General features: G+C 61.5%; 16 protein-coding genes and 1 rRNA gene. 6 read left to right on the top strand and 11 right to left on the bottom strand.

The window, feature by feature from the left end:
- Nucleotides 1–10 precede the first annotated feature (10 nt).
- Both rrf and KIH77_RS10455 read left to right on the top strand, forming a co-directional pair.
- Nucleotides 11–127 (top strand): 5S ribosomal RNA (gene rrf / locus KIH77_RS06620).
- A gap of 108 nt (nucleotides 128–235) precedes the next feature.
- Nucleotides 236–487 (top strand): hypothetical protein, encoded by a 252-nt coding sequence (locus KIH77_RS10455; protein WP_236024528.1) that lies wholly within the window; start codon nucleotides 236–238, stop codon nucleotides 485–487.
- 318 nt (nucleotides 488–805) lie between these two features.
- Here the strand turns inward: KIH77_RS10455 and KIH77_RS06615 are convergent, their stop codons facing one another.
- The 5 genes from KIH77_RS06615 to KIH77_RS06595 all read right to left on the bottom strand — a co-directional run bounded on the left by KIH77_RS06615 (nucleotide 806) and on the right by KIH77_RS06595 (nucleotide 5,659).
- The gene (locus KIH77_RS06615; RefSeq protein WP_219100262.1) at nucleotides 806–1,591 is read right to left on the bottom strand and encodes a nitroreductase family protein; all 786 of its coding nucleotides are present in this window, start codon (nucleotides 1,589–1,591) and stop codon (nucleotides 806–808) included.
- 160 nt (nucleotides 1,592–1,751) lie between these two features.
- Nucleotides 1,752–2,114 carry a DUF4235 domain-containing protein gene (locus tag KIH77_RS06610; RefSeq protein ID WP_219100261.1) on the bottom strand — a complete coding sequence of 121 codons (363 nt, stop codon included), beginning with the start codon at nucleotides 2,112–2,114 and terminating at the stop codon, nucleotides 1,752–1,754.
- A 428-nt stretch (nucleotides 2,115–2,542) separates the two neighbouring features.
- On the bottom strand, nucleotides 2,543–3,235 hold the full coding sequence (locus KIH77_RS06605) for a sirohydrochlorin chelatase (RefSeq protein WP_219100260.1): 693 nt from the start codon (nucleotides 3,233–3,235) through the stop codon (nucleotides 2,543–2,545).
- Nucleotides 3,236–3,587: 352 nt separating this feature from the next.
- Nucleotides 3,588–4,028, bottom strand: a complete 441-nt coding sequence (locus KIH77_RS06600; protein ID WP_219100259.1) for a flavodoxin domain-containing protein — start codon at nucleotides 4,026–4,028, stop codon at nucleotides 3,588–3,590.
- Entirely contained in the window at nucleotides 4,028–5,659 is a 1,632-nt protein-coding gene (locus KIH77_RS06595; RefSeq protein ID WP_219100258.1) for a nitrite/sulfite reductase, read from the bottom strand. Before KIH77_RS06595 ends, KIH77_RS06600 begins: the two co-directional genes overlap by 1 nt.
- Nucleotides 5,660–6,012: 353 nt before the next feature.
- Here KIH77_RS06595 and KIH77_RS06590 point away from each other — a divergent pair, with 353 nt between their 5' ends.
- Nucleotides 6,013–7,014, top strand: coding sequence for an NAD(P)/FAD-dependent oxidoreductase (locus tag KIH77_RS06590; protein WP_219100257.1), 1,002 nt, complete (start codon nucleotides 6,013–6,015; stop codon nucleotides 7,012–7,014).
- A gap of 279 nt (nucleotides 7,015–7,293) precedes the next feature.
- Here KIH77_RS06590 and KIH77_RS06585 read toward each other — a convergent pair whose 3' ends face one another.
- Nucleotides 7,294–8,640, bottom strand: coding sequence for an aminotransferase class III-fold pyridoxal phosphate-dependent enzyme (locus KIH77_RS06585; RefSeq protein WP_219100256.1), 1,347 nt, complete (start codon nucleotides 8,638–8,640; stop codon nucleotides 7,294–7,296).
- Nucleotides 8,641–9,013: 373 nt separating this feature from the next.
- On the opposite strand from KIH77_RS06585, the gene KIH77_RS06580 reads away from it, so the two are divergent.
- From KIH77_RS06580 to KIH77_RS06570, 3 genes are all read left to right on the top strand, one after another.
- Nucleotides 9,014–9,907 carry an ABC transporter permease gene (locus KIH77_RS06580; protein WP_219100255.1) on the top strand — a complete coding sequence of 298 codons (894 nt, stop codon included), beginning with the start codon at nucleotides 9,014–9,016 and terminating at the stop codon, nucleotides 9,905–9,907.
- Nucleotides 9,908–10,181: 274 nt separating this feature from the next.
- Nucleotides 10,182–11,276 carry a taurine ABC transporter substrate-binding protein gene (locus KIH77_RS06575; protein ID WP_219100254.1) on the top strand — a complete coding sequence of 365 codons (1,095 nt, stop codon included), beginning with the start codon at nucleotides 10,182–10,184 and terminating at the stop codon, nucleotides 11,274–11,276.
- Nucleotides 11,273–12,109, top strand: a complete 837-nt coding sequence (locus KIH77_RS06570; RefSeq protein ID WP_219100253.1) for an ABC transporter ATP-binding protein — start codon at nucleotides 11,273–11,275, stop codon at nucleotides 12,107–12,109. Before KIH77_RS06575 ends, KIH77_RS06570 begins: the two co-directional genes overlap by 4 nt.
- 405 nt (nucleotides 12,110–12,514) lie before the next feature.
- Here the strand turns inward: KIH77_RS06570 and KIH77_RS06565 are convergent, their stop codons facing one another.
- From KIH77_RS06565 to KIH77_RS06545, 5 genes are all read right to left on the bottom strand, one after another.
- Entirely contained in the window at nucleotides 12,515–12,970 is a 456-nt protein-coding gene (locus KIH77_RS06565) for an Hsp20/alpha crystallin family protein (RefSeq protein ID WP_219100252.1), read from the bottom strand.
- Between the two features lie 197 nt (nucleotides 12,971–13,167).
- Nucleotides 13,168–14,292: a glycyl-radical enzyme activating protein gene (locus tag KIH77_RS06560; protein ID WP_236024520.1), complete on the bottom strand. Its 1,125-nt coding sequence runs from the start codon at nucleotides 14,290–14,292 to the stop codon at nucleotides 13,168–13,170.
- A gap of 331 nt (nucleotides 14,293–14,623) precedes the next feature.
- Nucleotides 14,624–17,104: a (2S)-3-sulfopropanediol dehydratase gene (gene hpsG, locus KIH77_RS06555; RefSeq protein WP_219100251.1), complete on the bottom strand. Its 2,481-nt coding sequence runs from the start codon at nucleotides 17,102–17,104 to the stop codon at nucleotides 14,624–14,626.
- 712 nt (nucleotides 17,105–17,816) lie between these two features.
- Nucleotides 17,817–19,487, bottom strand: coding sequence for an amidohydrolase (locus tag KIH77_RS06550; RefSeq protein ID WP_219100250.1), 1,671 nt, complete (start codon nucleotides 19,485–19,487; stop codon nucleotides 17,817–17,819).
- A 1-nt stretch (nucleotide 19,488) separates the two neighbouring features.
- The gene (locus KIH77_RS06545; RefSeq protein ID WP_163200491.1) at nucleotides 19,489–21,165 is read right to left on the bottom strand and encodes an MFS transporter; all 1,677 of its coding nucleotides are present in this window, start codon (nucleotides 21,163–21,165) and stop codon (nucleotides 19,489–19,491) included.
- Between the last annotated feature and the right edge of the window lie 49 nt (nucleotides 21,166–21,214).

The raw sequence follows: 21,214 nt of genomic DNA, 5'->3' as shown, positions 1-21,214 counted from the left end.
AAACAGATTTTGCGGCGGTCATGGCCCGGGGGAGACGCCCGGTCCCATTCCGAACCCGGAAGCTAAGACCCGGCACGGCGATGGTACTGCACCCGACAGGGTGTGGGAGAGTAGCACACCGCCGCAACACACGTTACGAAAACCCCAAACCAATGGTTTGGGGTTTTCCCATATCCAGACAACAATGCACGGCCAGACTCCGATACGTCGGGGAGGCTGTTCTATCATGGCGGTCATGCACTTCTTCACGCCAAAGCGTTGCGCCACCTCATCCAAAATCATGTATCACGACAAGGCGCAGGCCGAGCATGCGGCGGAACAAAGCTTCATCGAACGCGGCGCACAACTCTGGGTATACCGCTGCCAATACTGCGGAACATGGCACCTCACCAGCCATTCACCCGAAAACTCATGGGTGCATGTGCCGCTGAACCAGCAGATCAAGCCGCATTCACGCAAGAAAGGCTACAAGCCACGGCGCCGCTGACTGTCATAGCTGGCGCGTAGGCGAGAGGCCGGTACAGGTTTCTCGACACACTCAAGGCCGTTCGGCCTCACTCCGGCACCTGCTTGGCAAGCCTAGCAGGTGCCTTCGCTGCTTACGGTCTGGAAACACATATCGCTCCTCCCGCTAGGTGGAGGCTATGGAGGGGCGGCTACTGGTGTGATAGCGGAAGCGTGGGCTCCCTTTGTCAGGGGAACTGGCCTGGGCTGGTCGGGCTGAGGCTCGAACCCTCGGCTCCCCTTGTCAGGGGAGCTGGTGCCGAAGGCAGACTGAGGGGTAGCGATTACTACACAGCCGGATTCACCTGTCCAAGCGGAACCCCTGACGGGCGGCCGGTTCTCCAACCGTGCGGCCGGTCATATCGGCCACGGCGTTCTTCGCAATCTGGTCGCTGAACGCATCCACCGGACGCTCAGTGTTCCGCAAATCATAGTACTGATGCACATCCGCGTCGAAATCAGCGATGGTTGTCAACACATCATCGAAACTCTGGGGATATTCATTTTCGAAGAACTGCACACTCTTCGGCATACGCGGCTTCAACGCCGGCTCCTGCGCCGGCTTGCCAATCGCCAAACCCAGCACCGGATACGTGTACTTCGGCAGCTTCAGCACATCAATCAACGCGTCCACATCATTCAGCAACGAACCCAGAATCACACAACCCAAGCCCAGCGAATATGCCGCGGTCTCCATCGCATGCAACGCCAGGACGGCATCGTTCTGCGCCTGCGAGAAGCGGTAGCTGCCGTTCAGCGTAAACGCATCGGAATCCACGTCCACGCCCTTCGCCGCGGCGATCTGCGCATTGCGATGCTCGTCCAGCACGAAAACATACAGCAACGGCGCCTGTGCGATATACGGCTGTTTGCCAATCTCAGCCAGTTTCGCAGCAGTCTTCGAATCGGAGATGCGAATAGCAGACCAGTCATTGAGATACTGGCTTGACGCCGCATGCTGCGCCACGGATTCCAACGTATCGACGACATCGTCCGGAATCGCCTCATCGGCGAACGCACGAATGGAACGACGATTCAGCAGCGTCTCGATGGTCGGATTATGAAGATCATATGAGGTATTTGCCATATATCGATTCTGGCACCGATAGCGGCCAAGCCGGAGGGGCATTTCATCATCGGTGAAGTGACGGGATACGGCAGACCGGTTTCAGTATTGTTGAATAGTTAGGGCGCACGTCACCAGTCATATGGTGATTATCGGAACAACTTTGGGGATACAGCCGGAATCAACGGTTCTTACGGTGACGACGATTCACCAGCGCTTGGGAACCATGCTCACTGGCCTGCGAGACCATTGCGCCCACGGCGGCCGAAATCCCCGCGAACACGGCCGAATTGACCATGCCGCGCACGACGCCGATCTTCGGCGCATGCTTGGGCGTCCCGTGGTTCCACATCATCTCCAACGCCTTGCTCGCCACAAAACCGGCGACCGCGGGAAAAGCGAGCTTGACGAGCTTGTCGATCGCATCATCGGGATCGGCTTCGAAATTCTTACGCATGTCGGTCACTTTCTCATTGAAGGCATCGATGCCCTCCACGATGTCGCGCGCGGTAGGGCTTAGTGCATCTTCACGGGAATCAGTCATACGCACCATTATCCCATGATTCCAATTTGCGGGTCTATCAGGTCGCGAAAAATGAAAGTGGGTCTATGCGTTCGCGAGGAAGGTGTTTTTGGCTTCCTCATGTATGTCGTAGACCCACAAACCCGTTAATGAACGGATAGACCCACGGTTATTGAATGGGCTAGGCCCACAAATCCCGCAGCGCAATCCGATAGACCCACAAGACCATTTCTTTAGACCCACAAAACCGGATAGGGAACGGGTGAGCCCACGAATCCGTTCCGTTGGACCCACGAATCCGTTTCATTAGGCCCACAAACCGATTAATGAACGGAGAGACCCACAAAACGGATAGTGACACAAAACGGAGAGGACCACAAAACGAATAGAGCCGCAACGCGGATAGTGACACAAAACGGATAGGGCTACAACGTTGGGAGAAGGGACGGCTATAGTTCGGCGAGACGCTCCTTGATGGCGTCGACGATGACCGGATCATCCTCCATCGTCGGCAGGAACACCGTATCGTCGTTCAACGCCTCCACACGGGCCTTGATCTTATTCGCCAAACGACCATCCGTCAGGAACAGACGCTCCACAATCAACGGACCCTGCGCCTCCGGATGCGCCAACGTATCCTCGATACGCGGCGAACCGATATGATTCGTGCAGATGATCGGCACACCGATACGGCGTTCGATATCCTCCGCCAGCGAGGTCAGCTGCTCGAACGGTTCCGGGAAATGCGGCGTGCCATGCGCCACCAGCAGCACCTTGCGCTCCGGATGCTCCTTCACCGCCCTGCCCAGCAAATCCAGCAGATAATCATGCACGGCCTTCGTCGTGGCCAACGGCTCCGTCACCTCAAGCGATACATTCGGATCGATGACCTCACGCGTACGCTGCGGAATGTCCCAGCGCATATGCGTCGCCGAATACAACAGCACCGGCACGATGACCAGATGGTCGTTTCCGGCCTGCAACACACGGATGCCATCCTCCAACGTCTGCTCCTCGCCCTCTAGGAACGCGATACGACCGTTCTGGCCGGCGTCCTTGATGAAATCGCCCAGCAGTTCGAGATTCGACTCGGGAATCTTGCCGCGGCGTCCATGCAGGACGTAGAGGTAGCCGGTGGTCATGGGGTGCTCCTTTGGACTGGTGAATAATGACGCGTTTGGGTGGTGCGAGGGCGCCGGTGGGACATATGGTGCCCGACACACTCAAGGCCGTTCGGCCGCCGTTCCGACGTCTGCTTGGCAAGCCTAGCAGACGCCTTCACTAGCTTACGGTCGGGCACCATATGCCCCATCGGCACTAGGGAGTACTTAAAACGCCGGCAGTCACGAGGATGTCATGACCGCCGGCTCTCGTACTTAGGGTTGGGGTGGGTGGCCTCCCCTCAGTCGGCTGTGCCGACAGCTCCCCTCCAAGAGGGGAGCCAAGAAGAGGCGCGTCGCATATCGCCCATCCCAGCGGACAGAGAGTAGATGCTCAGTCGGCGAGGGTCTTGGCGAGGGCCTTGATCTTCTCGATGGCGTCGTCATCGGGAGCGAGCTCGATCTTCAGCGGCTCGGCCACGAGTTCGGCGCCGTCCTCCTTGAGGAGCTTCTCGAAGATGTCCACCGCCGCGCAGAAGTGTGGGTAGCTGGTGTCGCCGGTGCCCAGCACCGCGACCTTCTTGCCGGACAGGTCGTAGCCGTCAAGGTCGTCGTAGAAGTCCACGATGCCGCCGGGGACCTCGCCGTTGTCGCCGTCGCTCCAGCTGGCCACGACGTAGTTGTCGGCGTCATCGAAGAACTCGTCGACTTCCACGCCGTCCTCGGCATCGAACACCTCAACGTCCTGATCGAGGTCCTGAAGGGCTTCCTCCAGAAGCTCGACGGCCTCCTTGGTGTTGCCAGTCGCGCTGGTGAAGATGATCTTGGTGCTCATTATCTCAGTACCTCCGTTGCGGGAATGGTTGCGGTGTAATTGTTCAAAACTTCCTGGAAGTGGTCCGTGCCGGTACGCGAGTAGTACTCGTAGAACGTCTCGGACCCCTCATGGTTGTCGCGGTAGTCGGCCAGCAGCGCCGAAATGGAATCGGCCAGCTGAGCCTGGGAGAACGTGCCCTTCAACTGCTCGTTGAAATGGCCGCCGTTCACCAGGCTGCCGCCCACCGACAGCTTGAAGCCCGGCACATGCTGACGGTCGGGCGTACGGGCGTGCACGCCCTCCACGCCGATGTCGGCGATGGAACGGTGCGCGCAGTTGTTGCCGCAGCCGGTCATCGTCACGTTCAACGGGCTGTCGAACGAGAAGCGGCTGTCAAGCTCCTCGACCAGCGGCTTGAAGATGGACTTCGTCAGCGTGTTGGCGAGATTGCAGTATTCGGCGCCCGTGCACGTGTTGCCGTAGTCGGCGATGAGATGCGGGTGCAGCGAGAACTTCTCGAAGATCGGCAGCGCCTCGACCTCCTTGATCCTGTCCGCGGGAATCCACGGGATGATCATGTTCTGGCAGTGGTCGAAACGGATCTCATCCTTGCCGTACTCACGGGCCACGTCCACCAGCGCCTTGAAATCATCGGCCGAAATACGGCCCGACGGCACGGAGACGCCGACATAATAGAAGTCCTTCTGCAGCTGGCGGTGCACGCCGAGCGCGTTGCCGTTGTTCCAACCCTTGGTCCGGTCGCGGCCCTTGGTCTGCAGGTCGGGCATGTACTCGCGCACCTTGTCCTCGAACTTCTCCGCACCCCAATCCTTGACCAGGAACTTGAGGCGGGCCTTCGAGCGGCTGCGACGATAGCCGTAGTCACGGTAGATGCGGCAGACCACCTCGGCCACGTCGGCCACACGATCCGGCGTCACGAAGATGTTGAGCTGCTGCGCCAGATACGGCTTCATGCCAAGGCCGCCGCCCACCTTCACGTTGAAGCCCTTGACCGTATGGCGGCCGATGCGCTTCGTCGCCGGCACAAACGCCAGGTCGTTGATCTCGGCGTCGGCGGCGTTGTACAGGTTGCTGCTGATGGAGATTTTGAACTTGCGCGGCAGGTTGGAATAGTCGTAGTTGCCCTGGAAGCGACGGTACACGTCAAGCACGGTCTGACGGGTGTCGAACAGTTCGTTCGGATCGATGCCCGACAGCGTGTTGTCGATGACGTTACGCGTGATATCGCCCTCGGCGCCGACCGTCGTCAGACCCACGTTCTCGATGCCGGCGAAGATATCGACCAGCTCGGCGAACGGAATCCAATGATATTGCACCGCCTGACGGGTCGTCAGGTCGATGACGCCATGGCCGTAATGCTCGCCGATCCATGCGATATGGTCGGCCTGCTTGATGTTGATGCGGCCACCGGGAATCTTGATGCGCATCATGAAGTAGCCCTCGTCCTGCGGCTTCTGCACCGTAAGACCGGCGTACTTGAAGTACATGAAGTAGCTTTTATCGACTTCCGAGAACGGCTTCTTCACCAGTTCGGGAAGGTCCTTGAACACGTCAAGGCCGTCCTCCTTGAGCTTGCTGATCTCGTTGGCGTTCAGTTTCTGATCCGCCCAGGTTGCGGTGTAACTCATGGCCCCGGCTCGTCCCCTTCCAACGCGTCGTCGATGTCGGTGTCGATGGCAGCGACGACTGGCCCTGTAATGTCTTGTAACAAGACGGAAGCGTACAAATCCGCGAGGGTGGCTGTCAAAACGGGCGAAGGGTGCCAAAAACGCGTCAAATCGTTGGAATTGCAACGATTATATGACGTCGGTCGTGTTACGTGGGCGTCGAATGCGGTGACGGTTCTATTTGTGAGTCGTTATCAATCGTTGGAATTCCAACGATTCGCGGGAATGTGGCATCGTTTCGCGGACGGGGATGAATCCGTATACTGACGCGTATCGTCAACCGTTTTCTTATGATTCATGGGGGATTTTCGATTATGAGCGATACCGATAACGTGACCGCGGACGGTGGAACGACCGACGTCGTGGTGATCGGCGGCGGCCCGGTCGGCATGTTCACGGCGTTCTACTCGGCCATGCGCAATCTCAGCGTGCAGCTCATCGACAGTCTGCCGCAGCTGGGCGGCCAGGTGGCGGCATTGTATCCGGAGAAGCCGATCCACGACATCGCCGGCTTCGTCTCCGGCACCGGCGCCGAACTCATCGCCAACCTGCAGCGGCAGATCGACTCATTCGGCGACCGCATCGGCGTACACGTGAACGAAGAGGTGCAGGGACTGGAACGGCTCGACGACGGCACGTTCGTATTGACGACGAAAACCCGTTCCGTGCACACGCGCAGCGTGATCGTGGCCATCGGCAGCGGCGCGTTCGCACCCCGACCGCTCGCCATCGACTACGACCGAGACGGACTCGACGGCAACAAGGTGTTCTACTTCGTCAAGAGGCTGGCCGACTTCGAAGGCAAGAACGTGGTCGTGGCCGGCGGCGGCGACGCGGCCATCGACTGGGCTCTCGAACTCGAGAAGATCGCGGCCCACGTGACGCTCATCCACCGACGCGACAACTTCCGTGCGCTGGAGTCCAGCGTCGCACAGCTCAAGGAATCCTCCGTGGAGATCCTGACCCCGTACAAGTTCGTGGACGTGGTGGACGAGAACGAGGGATTGCGCGTCGACCTGGCGCAGGTGAAGGGCGACGACCAGCCGTCGCTGCACGTCGACGCCCTGCTGGTGAACTACGGGTTCACGTCCGACAACCATCTGCTGCGCGACTGGGGACTGCCGGTCAAGCGCGGCGACCTGCAGGTGAACGAGTTCCTGGAGACGTCGGTGCCGGGCATCTACGGCGTGGGCGACGCGGTGAACTATCCGGGTAAGGTGAAGCTCATCTCCGCGGGCTTCGGCGAGGTGCCGCGCGCGGTGAACCACCTTTCGGAGGAACTGTATCCCGACCGCAAGCAGCCGCTGCACAGCTGACGGGGGCTTCGGCAGAACGGAAAAGGCCCGCGCGATGCATATTGCACCACGCGGGCCTTTTCGTACTCACTGCTGTCATCCTGAGCGAGCGGAGCGAGGCGAAGGATCTTTGCGTTGATTGAAGATCCTTCGACTCCGGCCTACGGCCTCCGCTCAGGATGACAAGGGTGAAGGGGGGCGCTCGCTCAGGATGACAGGGAGGGGCGCTCGCTCAGGATGACAGGGAGGGGCGCTCGCTCAGGATGACAGGGAGGGGCGCTCGCTCAGGATGACATGGGGCTATTCGCAGAATTCGTGGTCGGCCCAGGTGAGGACCTCGTCGAGGATATCGAGCTGCTCGTTGAGCTCGTCCTCGGTGATGATGAGCGGCGGGCAGACGTTGAGGTTCGACTCGCGGCCGAACGTGTAGAAGCCACGCTTCTTCAGTTCGGCGAAGATGGCGGGCATGCGGCCGTTCGCGGTGTGATACGGGGCCAACAGCTCACGGGTCGTCTTGTCCTTCACCAGCGTCAGCGCGGCGAACAGGCCGATGCAGCGGGCCTCGCCCACGCAGGCGTGACGCTCGGCGAACTCCTCAAGACGCGGCTTGAGCACGCCTTCGAGCTGCTTCACGTGGGCGCAGATGTCGTGGTCGAGGTAGTACTGCGTGGCGGCGACGCCGGCCGCGCACGCCAGCGGGTGCCCCGAATACGTCAGTCCGCAGGGCAACGGATGGCTTTCGAAGAACTTCGAGATTTCCTTGCTGGCAATCACGCCGCCGAGCGGGACCATCGCGCCGGTCACACCCTTGGCGAACGTGATGAGATCGGGCACGAGATCGAAGTTCTGCCACGTGAACATCTTCCCCGAACGCGCGAACCCGGCCATCACCTCGTCGCAGATCAGCAGGATGCCATGCTTGCGGCACAGTTCCGCAACGCCCTCCATATAGCCCTTCGGCGGAATCAGCACGCCGTTCGCGCCCACGATCGACTCCATGAGCACTGCGGCGATCGTCTCCGGGCCCTCATAGTCAATCTGCTGCTCCAGCTGGCGAAGATACTGCCGCGTGCAACGGGCCTCATCCTCCGGCGTACGGTCGAAACCGTCCTCATACACGCTCGGATTGAGAAAATGCACGAACGACGGGGCGGCGCCGCCCGTCTCATAGGCGAAACGACGCCAGTCGCCGCTGGCGAACGCCGAACCCAGCGTGGAACCGTGGTACGACCGGTAGCAGGAGAGAATCTTCGGACGTCCCGTATAGAACCGCGCGATTTCGATGGCGTTCTCATTGGAATCCGAACCACCCAGCGTGAAGAACACCCGCTGGAAATGCTCGGCGCCGGCGATGTCGACCAGCAACTTGGCCAGCCTGCCACGCGGTTCGACCGCGAAGCTCGGCGCGATATAGCACAGTTCGTCGGCCTGCTTCTTGATGGCGTCGACGACCACCTGGTTCTGATGGCCAAGGTTCGAGCACACCATCTGCGAACTCATATCGGCATAGCGTTTGCCGTCATAATCCCAGAAGTAGATGCCTTCCGCGCGCTTGACCGGCGTGGCCGGGGCACCTTGCTTGGCCCATGGTTGCAGCACGTATTCCTCATGCAGGCGCGCGACTTCCTCGCCGGACAGACTACTCATATGGACATCCCCCTCGTATGAAATAACGATTGCAAACACTACGATTGTCGTAGGCTGATTGGCAGTATACGCAGAAAACGATTTACGGAAAAAGACGACAACGACCTGTGTTTTACTAGGGAAATCAACGATTGGGAATACGTCATAGCGAAAGCCTATAAGCGTTTTCGCCATATCGGGCCTCGGGCCCATGCGGCGGGATTAATGTGGGGAGCAAGCTTTCCGGTTGGTTGGGGAAGCTGAAGATTTCAGGATGTCATGGGGATTCCGACTGCTCGCCTCCTCGTGATGCAACATCATGGGTCGCCGAATACGGGACGTCGGCGGAACGACGGCGGGACGCAATCGGAAACGCAGAAGGGGACGAACGACTATGACCGCAGTAAGCATACCTGCCGGCAAGGTGAAGGAGCGTATCAGCTCCATTGCGCCGGAACCTGGAAACAATGCCGTCGCGCGGAGAAAATTGCCGGTCGGCAAGGCGCAGGGATTGGTATCGCTGCTGGTATTCGTGGCGGCATGGTGGGCCGTGACGGCGGCGAAGCTCGTCAACCCGCTGTATCTGCCCAGCCCGGGCGCCGTGTGGAACGCGTTCGTGCGCGCCAACACGTGCAATCCCATTGCGGCGGGCTCCACGCGCATCGTCTGCGGTGTACAGCAGTACTTCCTCTGGCAGCATCTGCTCATGAGCCTCGAACGCATCGGCGTGGGACTTGCGTTGTCCATCGTCGTCGGCGTGGTGTTGGGATTCGTGCTGTCCGGCGTGCGCTGGCTGAACCGGCTCATCATGCCGTACATCAACTTCGTTCGTGCGCTGCCGCCGCTCGGCTACATCGGCCTGCTCATCGTCTGGTTCGGCATCGGCGACACCACGAAGATCTGGCTGCTGTTCCTCGCCGCGTTCCCGCCGATCGTGCTCGCCACCATCGACGGACTGAAAAGCGTGAACCGCGACCGCATCAACTCGGCGTTGTCGCTCGGCGCCAACCGGGCCCAGCTCGTGGCCCTGGTCATGTTCCCGAGCGCACTGCCGTCGGTGTTGAACGGCATCCGTCTGGCCGTCGGATTCGCATGGACGACCGTCGTGGCCGCCGAACTCAACAACGGCATCCCCGGCATCGGCGCGTTGGCGTACCTTTCCGGCACCGAGATGAACACGCCGCTGACCATCGCGTGCATCCTCGTGATCGGCGTGGCCGCGCTGGTGCTCGACGGCATCATCCAGCTCGTCATCCGCGTGCTCACGCCGTGGGTCGGCAAGGAGTAGGGCCGCGAGACGGGATGCGTGCCCGGCAGGGGCTCCCCTTGTCAGGGGAGCTGGCCGACGCATGTCGGGCTGAGGGGTGGTGAACGGTCTGGCGAGGCAACGTGTCTTCTCTCCCTCAGACCGCCTTCGGCGGCCAGCTCCCTCGTCAGAGGGAGCCGAGGTGGAATGCGTGGACGTGGCTCGCGTCTCTCCCTCAGTCAGGCGTCGCCTGACAGCTCCCTCGTCAGAGGGAGCCAGGGGTATGTGGAATGTAGGAATAACTAGGGGGATAACTATGTCTATCGGATTGAACAAGACTCTGACACGCAAGGCGCTGTCGTTGCTGGCCGTGGGGGCGGCCGTACTGTCGATGGCGGCCTGCGGGCAGATGAAGACCGCCGATCAGATAGCCGGCAACACGGGGGATTCCGGCGCGTCATCGGCCGCCGGCAAGTGCCCGACCGACGTGAACAACGACTTCACCGGCACGCTGCGGGTCGGCTGGCAGGCCATTCCGAACGCCGACCTGGTCGTCAAGGACCAGAAGCTGCTCGAGAACTGCCTGCCCAAGGCGAAAATCCAATGGAGCCAGTTCAACTCGGGAGCGGACGTATTGCAGGCGTTCGGCGCGAAGTCGCTGGATATCGCGCTGCTGGGCTCCAGCCCGTCGGTCAAGGCCGTGAGCAAGCCTCTCGACCTGCCGGTGCAGGTCGTATGGATCAACGATGTGATCGGTGATGCCGAATCGTTGGTCACCCGCGACTCCGGGGTGTCGTCCATCAAGGACCTCAAAGGCAAGACGATCGCCGTGCCGTTCGGATCGACGTCGCACTTCTCGCTGCTGTCGGCATTGTCCGACGCGGGACTGAACGATTCCGACGTGAAGCTCGTCAACCTCGACCCGGACAAGATGCCCGCAGCCTGGCAGCGCGGTGAAATCGACGCCGCCTGGGTGTGGGATCCGGTGCTCAGCGAACTCAAATCCAACGGCGGCAAAACCGTGACGTCGAGCGCCGAAACCGCGAAGACCGGCGCCCCGACCTATGATCTCGAACTCGCGACCAGCGCGTTCGTCAAGGCCAATCCGGGCGTGCTCAAGACCTGGACCGCCGTGGAGAACCATGCCGTCGGACAGGTGCGCGACGGTGACGCCGCCGCCATCGACTCCATCGCCGTGCAACTGAACGAAAAGCCTGATCAGGTGAAGCAGCAGCTCAAGGGGTATTCGTACCTCGCCGCCGCCGACCAGGAGAAGAGCTTCGCGCAGTTGCCGGACGTGTTCGCCAAAACCGCCAAGTTCCTCAAATCGCAGGGCGGCGTGGACTCGGTGAACAGCAGCTACGATTCGGCGTTCTATGCCGACGCCATAAAGGAGGTCTCCGCCAAGTGAGCGACAGCGACAACATCGCATCCGGAAGTACGACGGGCGATAATACGGTAGGTGCGGCAAACGACGTGGCCGTCGACATCCGGCACGTCGTCAAACGGTTCCACACCGACCGTGGCGAGGACGTGACCGCGCTGAACGACATCAACTTCGCCATCCGCCGGCACGACTTCATCACCGTTGTCGGACGTTCCGGCTGCGGCAAGACCACGCTGCTCAACATGCTCGCCGGATTCGAGAAGCCCACCGAAGGCGAGATTCTCATCGGCGGCGAGAAGATCGCCGGACCGAGTCCCAAACGCGGCGTGGTGTTCCAGAAGCCGCAACTGTATCCGTGGCTGAACGTTCAGCGCAACGTGGAGTTCGGTATGAAGGTCCAGGGCGTCGATGCGGCGTCGCGTGCGCGGACGGCCAAGGAATACCTGCATATCGTGGGGCTATCCGACGCCGCGGACCGTAAGCCGTACGAGCTTTCCGGCGGCATGCAGCAGCGTGCGCAGATCGCGCGCGTGCTGGCCGCCGACCCTGACCTCGTGCTGATGGACGAGCCGTTCGGCGCCCTGGACGCGCTGACCCGCGAAAATCTTCAGGTGGAACTGCGGCGCATCTGGCAGGAGAAACGCAAAACCGTGTTCTTCATCACGCACAGCGTCGACGAGGCGATATTCCTCGGCACACGCGTGATTGTGCTCAGCTCGCATCCCGGCACCGTGCTCATGGACATCCCCGTCGACATCCCGCGCGATCCGGAGCGTCCCGAGGACATCGAAGCGGTGCGGTCGACGCGCGAATACCGCGAACTGGTCACGCGCGTCGACGCGGCGATTCACCAGTAGGGGAGGGTGTGACCGGGTGCGGGGCATCGTGACCGGGTGCAGGTGTACCCGGTCATGCCAATATCAGATTGTTGCAATTTCAACGTTTTTCAATGACCGTGACCGGGTGCAGGTGTACCCGGTCACGCATGATATGCACCTGGTCACACGGACGTGCACCCGGTCACGCATACGCGCGGAAAACGACATGCAAAACAAAAAAGCCGTGATGGTTGTCGTCACAATCATCACGGCTTTTATATGACTTGGCTTGTTTCCTCGCCGGTCCGTCAATCTAGTCCGCGTAGAGAACGTAGGGCGGAGACGGCGACGGAACAATCCAAGCATCAACCGGGGCTCGTCAACCATGCGATGTGCACAATCGACGAAACTCTGGGGATAACGTTCGTGTCGTCGGGGAGAAAATCAGCCCTCGATGGCAATCTGGTGCTTGGCCTCGACCTGCGGCTTCGCCTCGATCTTCGGAACCTCGAGGCACAGCGTGCCGTTCTTGTACGAGGCGTGGATGTCGGACTCCTTCACGTCCTCGCCGACGTAGAAGCTACGAGAGCAGGTGCCGACGTAGCGCTCGCGACGCAGCCACTTGCCGGCGTCGTCCTTGTCGCCGTGGTCCTCGTCCTTGTGGGCGGAAACGGTCAGGTAGCCGTTGTTGAGCTCAACGTTGATGTCGTCCTTATCGAAGCCAGGCATATCGATATCGACGTCGTACGCCTTGTCGGTCTCACGAACATCCGTGCTCATCATCGTGGTGGGCATAGCGGCCGCGGCGTTGTTACCCGCGGAGCGCCAGCCCTCGAAGAACGGGTCGTCAAACAGATCCGAGAACATCGTGTCATTCATCAAAGCCGGAAACATAGCCATAATCAATACTCCTTGAATTGAAATCTTGGAGTAGGGCGGGTTGGCTTCCCAAGCTCCCTCGCGGGCGCTCGGTTTATCGTGGCCGTCCTCGGAACCCCTTCCGGAGCTCCTGCCTTGTCCTTTCACTTCACCCAACCGGTATTCCCGGATAGTGTTCCCGAATTTTGCTGGGAGTGAAAAAGTTGAGTGATGATGACTCAAGTTTTGGGTAGTCGGTCGTCGTCGTGGTAGAGGGCGTCGGCGGCGAGGCCGGAGGCGAGCACGTCGTCGCGGATCTCGTTGAACAGATCGTCGCTGAGTTTGACGGAGCCCATGGGGTATTCGCGGCCCAAGGCATGATACTTGCCCTCGCCGAAACGATGGTATTTCAACGGCTGATACGTGATGTTCGCATCGCGACCGCCAAGACCATGCAGAAAATCGATGATCGCGGCGATGTCCTCGCGCGAATCGTTGAAACCGGGAATCACGGGCGTACGGACCAGCTTCGGCATCTCGGGATGGTCGACGCACAGACGGGAGAAATTATCAAGGATGCGTTCGTTGCCGAAACCGGTCCATTCACGATGCACGGACGAATCCATCGACTTGATGTCGAACAGGATGGTGTCGAGATGCTCGGCGGCGCTCGCCAACGACGCGTAGGGCGCATAGCCGCAGGTCTCGATGGCCGTTGTGATGCCGCGCTCGTGGGCGCCGGCGAGCAGATTCGTCAGGAACGTGCGGTGTGCGAGCGGTTCGCCGCCCGAGACCGTGAGACCGCCGCCGGAACGGTCGAAGAAGACCTCGTCGCGTTCCACGACGTCGAGGACCTCGTCGACGGTCATCGGCTTGCCTTCGAGGGTGAGCGCCTTGGACGGGCAGGATTTGGCGAACGACGTGAGTTCGGTGAGGTCGAGACGGTCGAGAGTGGGGCGGTTGAGGGTGATGGGAGAAGTGGTGCTGTTGGGCGGGTTGACCCCCTCAGTCGGCTTCGCCGACAGCTCCCCCTGGGAGGGGGAGCCAGAAGGAATATTGGGTGTGACGGCGGAGGGGCAGGCGAGGGCGCAGCGGTCGCAGCCCATGGCGGCGATGCACTTGTCGGCCACATAGCTGACCTCGGGGCCGAACCGTTGCGATTCGGGATTGCTGCACCACGGGCAGCGTAGTGGGCAGCCCTTGAGGAATACGATGGTGCGGATTCCCGGACCATCATGCAGCGAATAATGCTGGATGTTGAACACCAGGGCCGAATCCTTGGGCATCAGGCGGCGCCATTCGCCGGTGGGGCGTGACGACTGCTCGCGGTCCGCGAGGATTCGGCTGGTGAGGGATTGCTGCATGATGGGTTTCTGTGGGGTGATGGGATGGAATCGGAATGTGGAATCGGCCTGTGGCCGATGGATGTTTTTTGCGGCTGTCGCCGCGGTCTCTCCCTCAGTCAGGCTTCGCCTGACAGCTCCCTCGTCAGAGGGAGCCGAGGCAAGAGGGGTGTCCTCGCGCTCGATGCTTCGCGCTCGCATCGCCTACGGGCAGTCCACTGGACCGCCCGCTTGACGGCTCAGCCCTCAGTCAGGCTTCGCCTGACAGCTCCCTCGTCAGAGGGAGCCGAGGCGGAATTGCTTTTTCGGTCATGCTGCGCATGGCGGCTTCCTCGTCGGAGGAAGCCGGGGGTTAGAAGGTTTCCTGCTCGTTGCGGGAGATGAGCTCGTCCTGCAGGTCCTTCGACAACTCGGTGAAGAACGCGGAGTAGCCTGCGATGCGCACGATGAGGTTGCGGTACAGCTCCGGATGCTTCTGGGCCTCACGCAGCGTATCGTTGTTCATCACGTTGAACTGCACGTGCCACAGCTTGAGGTCGCGCCAGGTCTCGATGAATTCCACGAGCTTCTCGGTGCCTTCCTTGCCGGCCACGCAGCCCGGGGAGAGCTTGATGTTCAGCAGACGGCCCGCGTGCTCGTTGTGGTCGAAGTTCTTGGTCAGGTAGTTCGACAGCAGGATGGCGGTCGGGCCCTCATGGTCGGCGCCCTGCGCGGCGGACGAGCCGTCGGAGAGCGGCGTGAACGCCTGACGTCCGTCGGGCGTGGCCGAAACGACCTTGCCGAAGGGCACATGGCTGGTGAACGGCACCAGACGGATGTCCATGTGCACGCCGATCTGCTCGGAGTACTTGGCGGTGAACTCCTGCGCCGTACGGTCGAGAATCTTGCCGATCTCGTCCGCGTACGGGTCGTCGTTGCCGTAGGCCGGGGCGTTCTTCAGCAGCTGGCGAATCACCTCGTAGCCTTCGAAGTTGTGCTCGCATGCCTCCTTGAGCTCGTGCAGGCTGAGCACATGCTCCTCGAACACCAGTTTCTTGATGGCGGCCAGCGAATCAATGACGGTGGCATAGCCCATGTACTCGAGATAGCCGAGGTCGATGCCTCCCGGGATCTTCGGCTGGTGCAGGTCGATGCACGAGTCGCGGCACAGCTTCTGCAGCATCGAGCCCAGCGGCGTGGCGAAGTGCTCGGCGCGCAGGCGGATGATCTCATGCTGCTGGATGAACGCGTGCTTGAGCAGGTTGTTCTGCTGCTTGAGGAACGCGGCGAACAGGTCGTCGAAGCTCGTGAAGTCCTCGAACTCGCCGGTCTGGAGACCCAGCACCTCGTCGCCGTACTTGAGCATGCGGCCGTTGTACATCACCATCTCCAGCGCGGCGGCGAAGTTGATGTACGCGTTCGGGCTGGTGTAGGTGTCGCGGTTCGGCATGCGGCATTCGGCGCAGCCGGAGACCGAGTAGTCGAGCGCTTCGTCGAACTTCGCGCCCTTGCTCAGCAGCAGCGGCACCACGTCCTCGTCGTTGAGCAGCTTCGGGAAGCCTTCGCCGCTCTTGATGGTCAGCGCCACCTCGCGCAGATAGCGCTTCGGGGAGCGCGTGTGGATGCGCGCGGCCAGATCGGGGTAGTTCAGCGGGAACTCGCGCTTCGACTTGAGCAGGATGTACGTCAGCTCGTTCGTCGCGTCATAGCCCTCCGGGGTCTGGCCTCCGATGGTCACGGCCTCCCAGTGCGCGTAGCCCTCGTTGAAGGCGCCGCCCGCGTCGGACAGGTAGAGGTCGATGTACTGGGCCATGTCGACCCACATGCATTCGAACAGCTCCTGCGCCTCGTCGGCGGTGATGCGGCCCGCCTCCTTGTCGGCCTTGTAGAACGGGTAGAGGTACTGGTCCATGCGGCCGTTGGAGATAATCGTGCCGGTCTTCTGCTCGATGCGGCTGAACAACTGCGTGAACCACTGGCTCTGCATGGCCTCGTAGAACGTGCGGGCCGGATGCTCCGGCACCCAGCGGCAGGTCTCGGCGATGCGGCGCAGCTCGGCGACGCGCTTCGGATCGGTCTCCTCGGCGGCCTGACGTTCGGCCAGGTCGGCGTGACGGTTGGCCCACAGGATGATCGCGTCGGCGGTCAAAATTTCCGCCTCGAGGAACGGGCGCTTCTCGCAGTTGTCGATTGGCGAGAACTCGTCCAATTCGGCCAGACGGGCCTCGGCCTCGGCCTTCAGGCCGCCGAACCCCTTCTTCAGCACGATGTCGTAGTCATGCACCCACTGGAGGCTGGAACGGAACGACGCGGTCTCGTTGACCACGTAACGGGAGGTCAGCGCCTCGTCGGGATTGTACGTGAGCTTCATGGTCTCGGGGCCGAGCGCCTTGGCCAGATCCTCGTGGAAGGTCTTGCCCTTCCAGTACGGGGCGATCTCCTCGACGATGATCTTCGCGTCGGCCGGGTCGATGTCGAACGGCGAGCTTTCGCGCGTCGGCAGCTTCTTGATGGCCAGGTCGAGCGTATCGCCGTCGAGTTCCGGATACAGCAGGCCGTAACGGCCCTCGCCGCCGCCGCGGCCGACGATCAGCTGGTCCTTGTCCACGTAGACGGTGGCCTTCTCGGCGTAGTGGTACAGCGCCTTCGCCCAGCGCAGCACGAGCGGCTCGCCTTCGGTCTCGCGGAAGCTTTCGGTGAACAGCAGGCCGCGTTCCACATCGACGTGCGGCTTCTCGGCGCGGATGCGGGCGAGGATATCGTTCGCGCGCGTATGATGTTCGAGCTTGACCGGCTTGTGCTCGATCTGCTCCTTGATTCGCGTTTCCTGCGGTGAAAGTACTGCTGTGGTCATCGGTGTTGGTCTCCCATCAATTATTTGGCGTCGTATCCGACATCCCAGCGAATACGACAATGATTTCAGCCTAACGGCGGCGACCGTATTGACGGGCCGTTTTATGCCGAATGCTGTATAGGAGTTGCTTATGATGCCTCATAAATCGTTGGGATTATTGGGGTTTGTGGGATTTGAGTGGGGGACTTATATCATCCTGGGTTATAGCGGGACTTATGTCATCCTGAGCGAGCCTTCCCCCTCCTGTCATCCTGAGCGAGCGTAGCGAGTCGCAGGATCTGTTGGGTGTGGTTGAGATCCTTCGACTCCGGCCTTCGGCCTCCGCTCAGGATGACAGTGGGAGGTACGGCGTCGCGCAGGATGACAGTGGGAGGTACGGCGCCGCGCGGGATGACAGTGGGAGGTGCGGCGCCGCGCGGGATGACAGTGGGAGGTGCGGCGTTGTGCGGGATGACAGTGGGAGGTGTGGCGTCGCGCAGGATGACAGTGGGGCGGTGTTGCTTGGGATGGCGAGGGCGGCTCCGCTTGGGGTGACGGTGGCTCGGCTCCCGCTGGCGGGAGCTGTCGGCGAAGCCGACTGAGGGTGGTTGGTGCATTACTGAGGTGGTGTCAGGCCACCCCCAGTCTGCCTGACGGCAGCCAGCCCCCGCCGGCGGGGGGCGGAGACATTTGCCCAGTCGGCCCTCTGTCGGCGGGGCTTGTGACGGCGGGGTCAGCGGGGCCAGATCTGGGTGCCGGATTTGTAGGTGCGCAGTACGCGAAGCCGGCGCAGCGATTCGTCGGGAACGCCGTCCGCATCGAGCGGCACGGCGAGCGGATTATGTTCCAGCACGCACAGGTCGGCCAGCTTGCCGACCTCCAGCGTGCCCTTGTCATGCTCCTCCCCGTACTGATACGCGGCGTTGGCCGTGATGGCGCGCAGGCCGTCTACCACGTCGACCCGTTGCGCCGGATTGAGTTCCACGCCCGACTTCGTCCGTCGGGCGGCCGCGCACCAGACCGCTTCCAGCAGGTTCGGCCGGATGATCGGCGAATCCGTATGGAACGTGTACGGCAGGGCGAAATCCGCCGCGTCGCGCACCGCGGAGATACGACGTCCGCGCTCCTCGCCGAAGTTCTTCAGATGCACGTCCCCCCAGTACCAGCAGTGCGATACAAAGAACGAAGGAATCATATGATAGTCGTTAAAACGTGAAAGCTGGTCGCGGCGCGTCAGCTGGCAGTGAATCATCACCGGACGCAGTTCGTCCTTGCGTGCGTTCGTCGACTCGTCGTACGCGCGGCCGTATTCGTCAAGGAACTGTTCGTTCGCCGCGTCGCCGTTGCAATGCGCCATCACCTGCAGACCATCGTCGATGGCCCATTTGGCGAACGCACGAACGTTGGCATCGTCAAGCGCCTGATTGCCGTGGAAGTCATCGCCCTCCGGACCGGGCGCATACGGTTCGCTCACCCAGGCGGTCCGTCCTTGCGGCGAACCGTCAAGAATCAGCTTGACGCCGCCGAACCGCAGATGATTGACGTAATGCGATCCCACATACCCGCGGTGACGGTCGAAAATGCCGTCGATGTCCTGACCATGCATCGGATACGCGACCGCGTCCAGACGCAGCCGACGTGCCGACGCCAGCAACGCGAGATTGTCGGCCCAGCCGGCCGTCGTCGCGCCATCCTGCGCGGTGGTGATGCCATGCGACAGATACTCGTCCTGCATGGCATCGGCCAAGACCAGCGGATTGATCTTCATACGGGAGTCGAGCGCACGATAGACGGCGAACATGGCGGCCGGCTCCTGGCACAGGCCGTCCGGCGTGCCGTCGGGCTCACGGCCGAAGCGCGCGCCCGCCGGGTCCGGCGTATCTCGCGTGATGCCGGCCATCGCCAACGCCTTGGAATTGGCGACGATCATATGGCTGGAGACGTGCACGGCCAGCACCGGCACATCCGTCGTCACCTTGTCGAGATCATGACGGGTGGGATGCCGATGCCCGGCAAGCGTGGTGTTGTCGTATCCGACGCCCAGAATCACGCCGTTGTCGAGCGGAATGTCGCTATGCGTGGCGAAGTCCTGCAGCCGGGTGACGATGTCGTCGACGGACGTGGCGTCGGTCAGGTCGGCGGCCGTGAAATACTGCGATATTCCCGAAAAATGACTATGCGCGTCGATGAGTCCCGGCAGCAGCGCGGCACCCCGCAGATCGACCTCGCGAACATGCGCCTCCATACGTGCGGCGCGCGTGCGGGCGTCGTCGAGCGAACCGACGAACGCGATGCGGCCGTCGGTGTCGGTGAGCAACGCTTCTGGAAGCGGACGATGCTCGAACCCCGGCGTCATCGTAAGGATGGCGCCGTTGCGGAAGAGCTGTGGAGTGTGGCTTGGCATATCAGTTTTTACGCTCCTCGGCCTCTTTGAACTTGGTGATGCCGCGGGTGGTGAACAGGCCGAACGCGACGATGACGGCGGCCACGATATACGCGACCCTCGTGACGTTGTAGCGTTCCCGGGCGTTGATCTTCACCAGTTCGGCCTTCTCCGCGGGCGTGGCGTCCACGTCGGCGATCTCCTGCTCGAACTGCCGGTCGCCGACCAGCGTGATGCTCTTGCTCGTCACCGCATTCGCGACCTCGGGCGAGATGACATCGGAACCGCGCACGGCATTACCCACGTTCGCGGTGATGCCGAACAGCAGCACCGCGCCGAGAATACCCACGCCCAACGCCTGGCCGATATTGCGGGCCACGCCCTGCACGCCGCCCGACTGCGAGGCGTCACGCTCGTTCACCGCCAACGCCACCACATTCGACGCCTGGGAATTGATCAGGCCGACGCCGATGCCGGTGATGATCGTGCCAAGAAACACTAGCCAACCAATCGCACTATGCAACGTGATCGAGAACGAGCGGATGATCAGCGCCGCAATCATGACGACATATCCCAACTGAATCACCCGCTTCGGATTCGCATCCGGCAACAGCTTCGGCAGACCAATCGCCACAAGAATCGTCGGCAGACCGGACAACACCGAAATCACGCCGACCTTGGCCGGCGACCATCCGGCCACCAACTGCAGATACGGTCCCATCAGAATGCCCTGCACACCAAGGAACAGGAACGTGATCAGCCACGCATACAGGCCGGCAAGCACCTGCGGCGTCTTCAAAAACGACTGCGGCAGCAAGGCCACGCCATTACGCTCCTCCACGCCCTTCTCCACGAAACCAAGCACGACCAGCACAACGGCGCCAAGCACGACCAACGGAATCGCCGGAGACAACCCAAACACCGTGAACGGCGCCTGCGGGAACGCCTTCGCCAGACCCCACGCCGAAATACGCGACAATCCGAACAACACCAGGAAGAACCCGATGGCAGCCAACGTAACGCCCGGCACATCGAACCGGTGATTGACCTCCGTCTTCGTGATCGGCGGCAGACGGAACGACAACAGCAGCAGCAGCACGATGAAATACGCGGCCAGCACGCCATACACCACGCGGAAACCGCTCACGCCCATGATGATGCCGAGCGCCAGCGGCAGAAACGACGAGAAACCGCCCGCGGCCGCGCCCACGCAACCAAACGCAAGCGTGCGCTGCGAGCCCTTGTAGATCTTCGGAATCAGACCGAGCACGGACGGAATCAGCAGACTCGCGCCAAGACCGACGAACGTACGCCCGCCCCAATTGAACACGTCGATGTTCGGCGAAATCGCGGAAATCAGCTCGCCGATCGCGCACAGAACGGCACCCGTGCGGAACGTGCGCTTCCAACCGAACAACGTGCCGATGAAGCCGCCGGCCACCATGAACGAGCCGGCGATCAGCGGATACATCATGTTCGACAATTGGATGCTCGCCATGTTCGCATGAAGTTGCGTCGTCAACGCCGACGTGGCGATGGCCAGGGCGCCGTTGTCTCCCGACGTGCCCATCTGCGCGAGAATCAGCGTGACGACCGGGAACACCAGGAATCTCGTGGCGGCCTTCGATTGCGATATCGGTTGCGATTGCGCGGCCGACGCATCGGCCTCGAGTGTGGTTGATCGTGTAATCGACGTCATATGACGTCCTTTCGTTGGGAACGTCGGCGGTTCCCCCGAACCGCCACGC

Origin of the sequence: Bifidobacterium pluvialisilvae, assembly GCF_019331695.1 — a bacterium.
In the GTDB taxonomy this organism is placed as follows: domain Bacteria; phylum Actinomycetota; class Actinomycetes; order Actinomycetales; family Bifidobacteriaceae; genus Galliscardovia; species Galliscardovia pluvialisilvae.
Note: the sequence above shows the minus strand (reverse complement) of the source record. Positions and strands in the feature narration are given on the sequence as shown.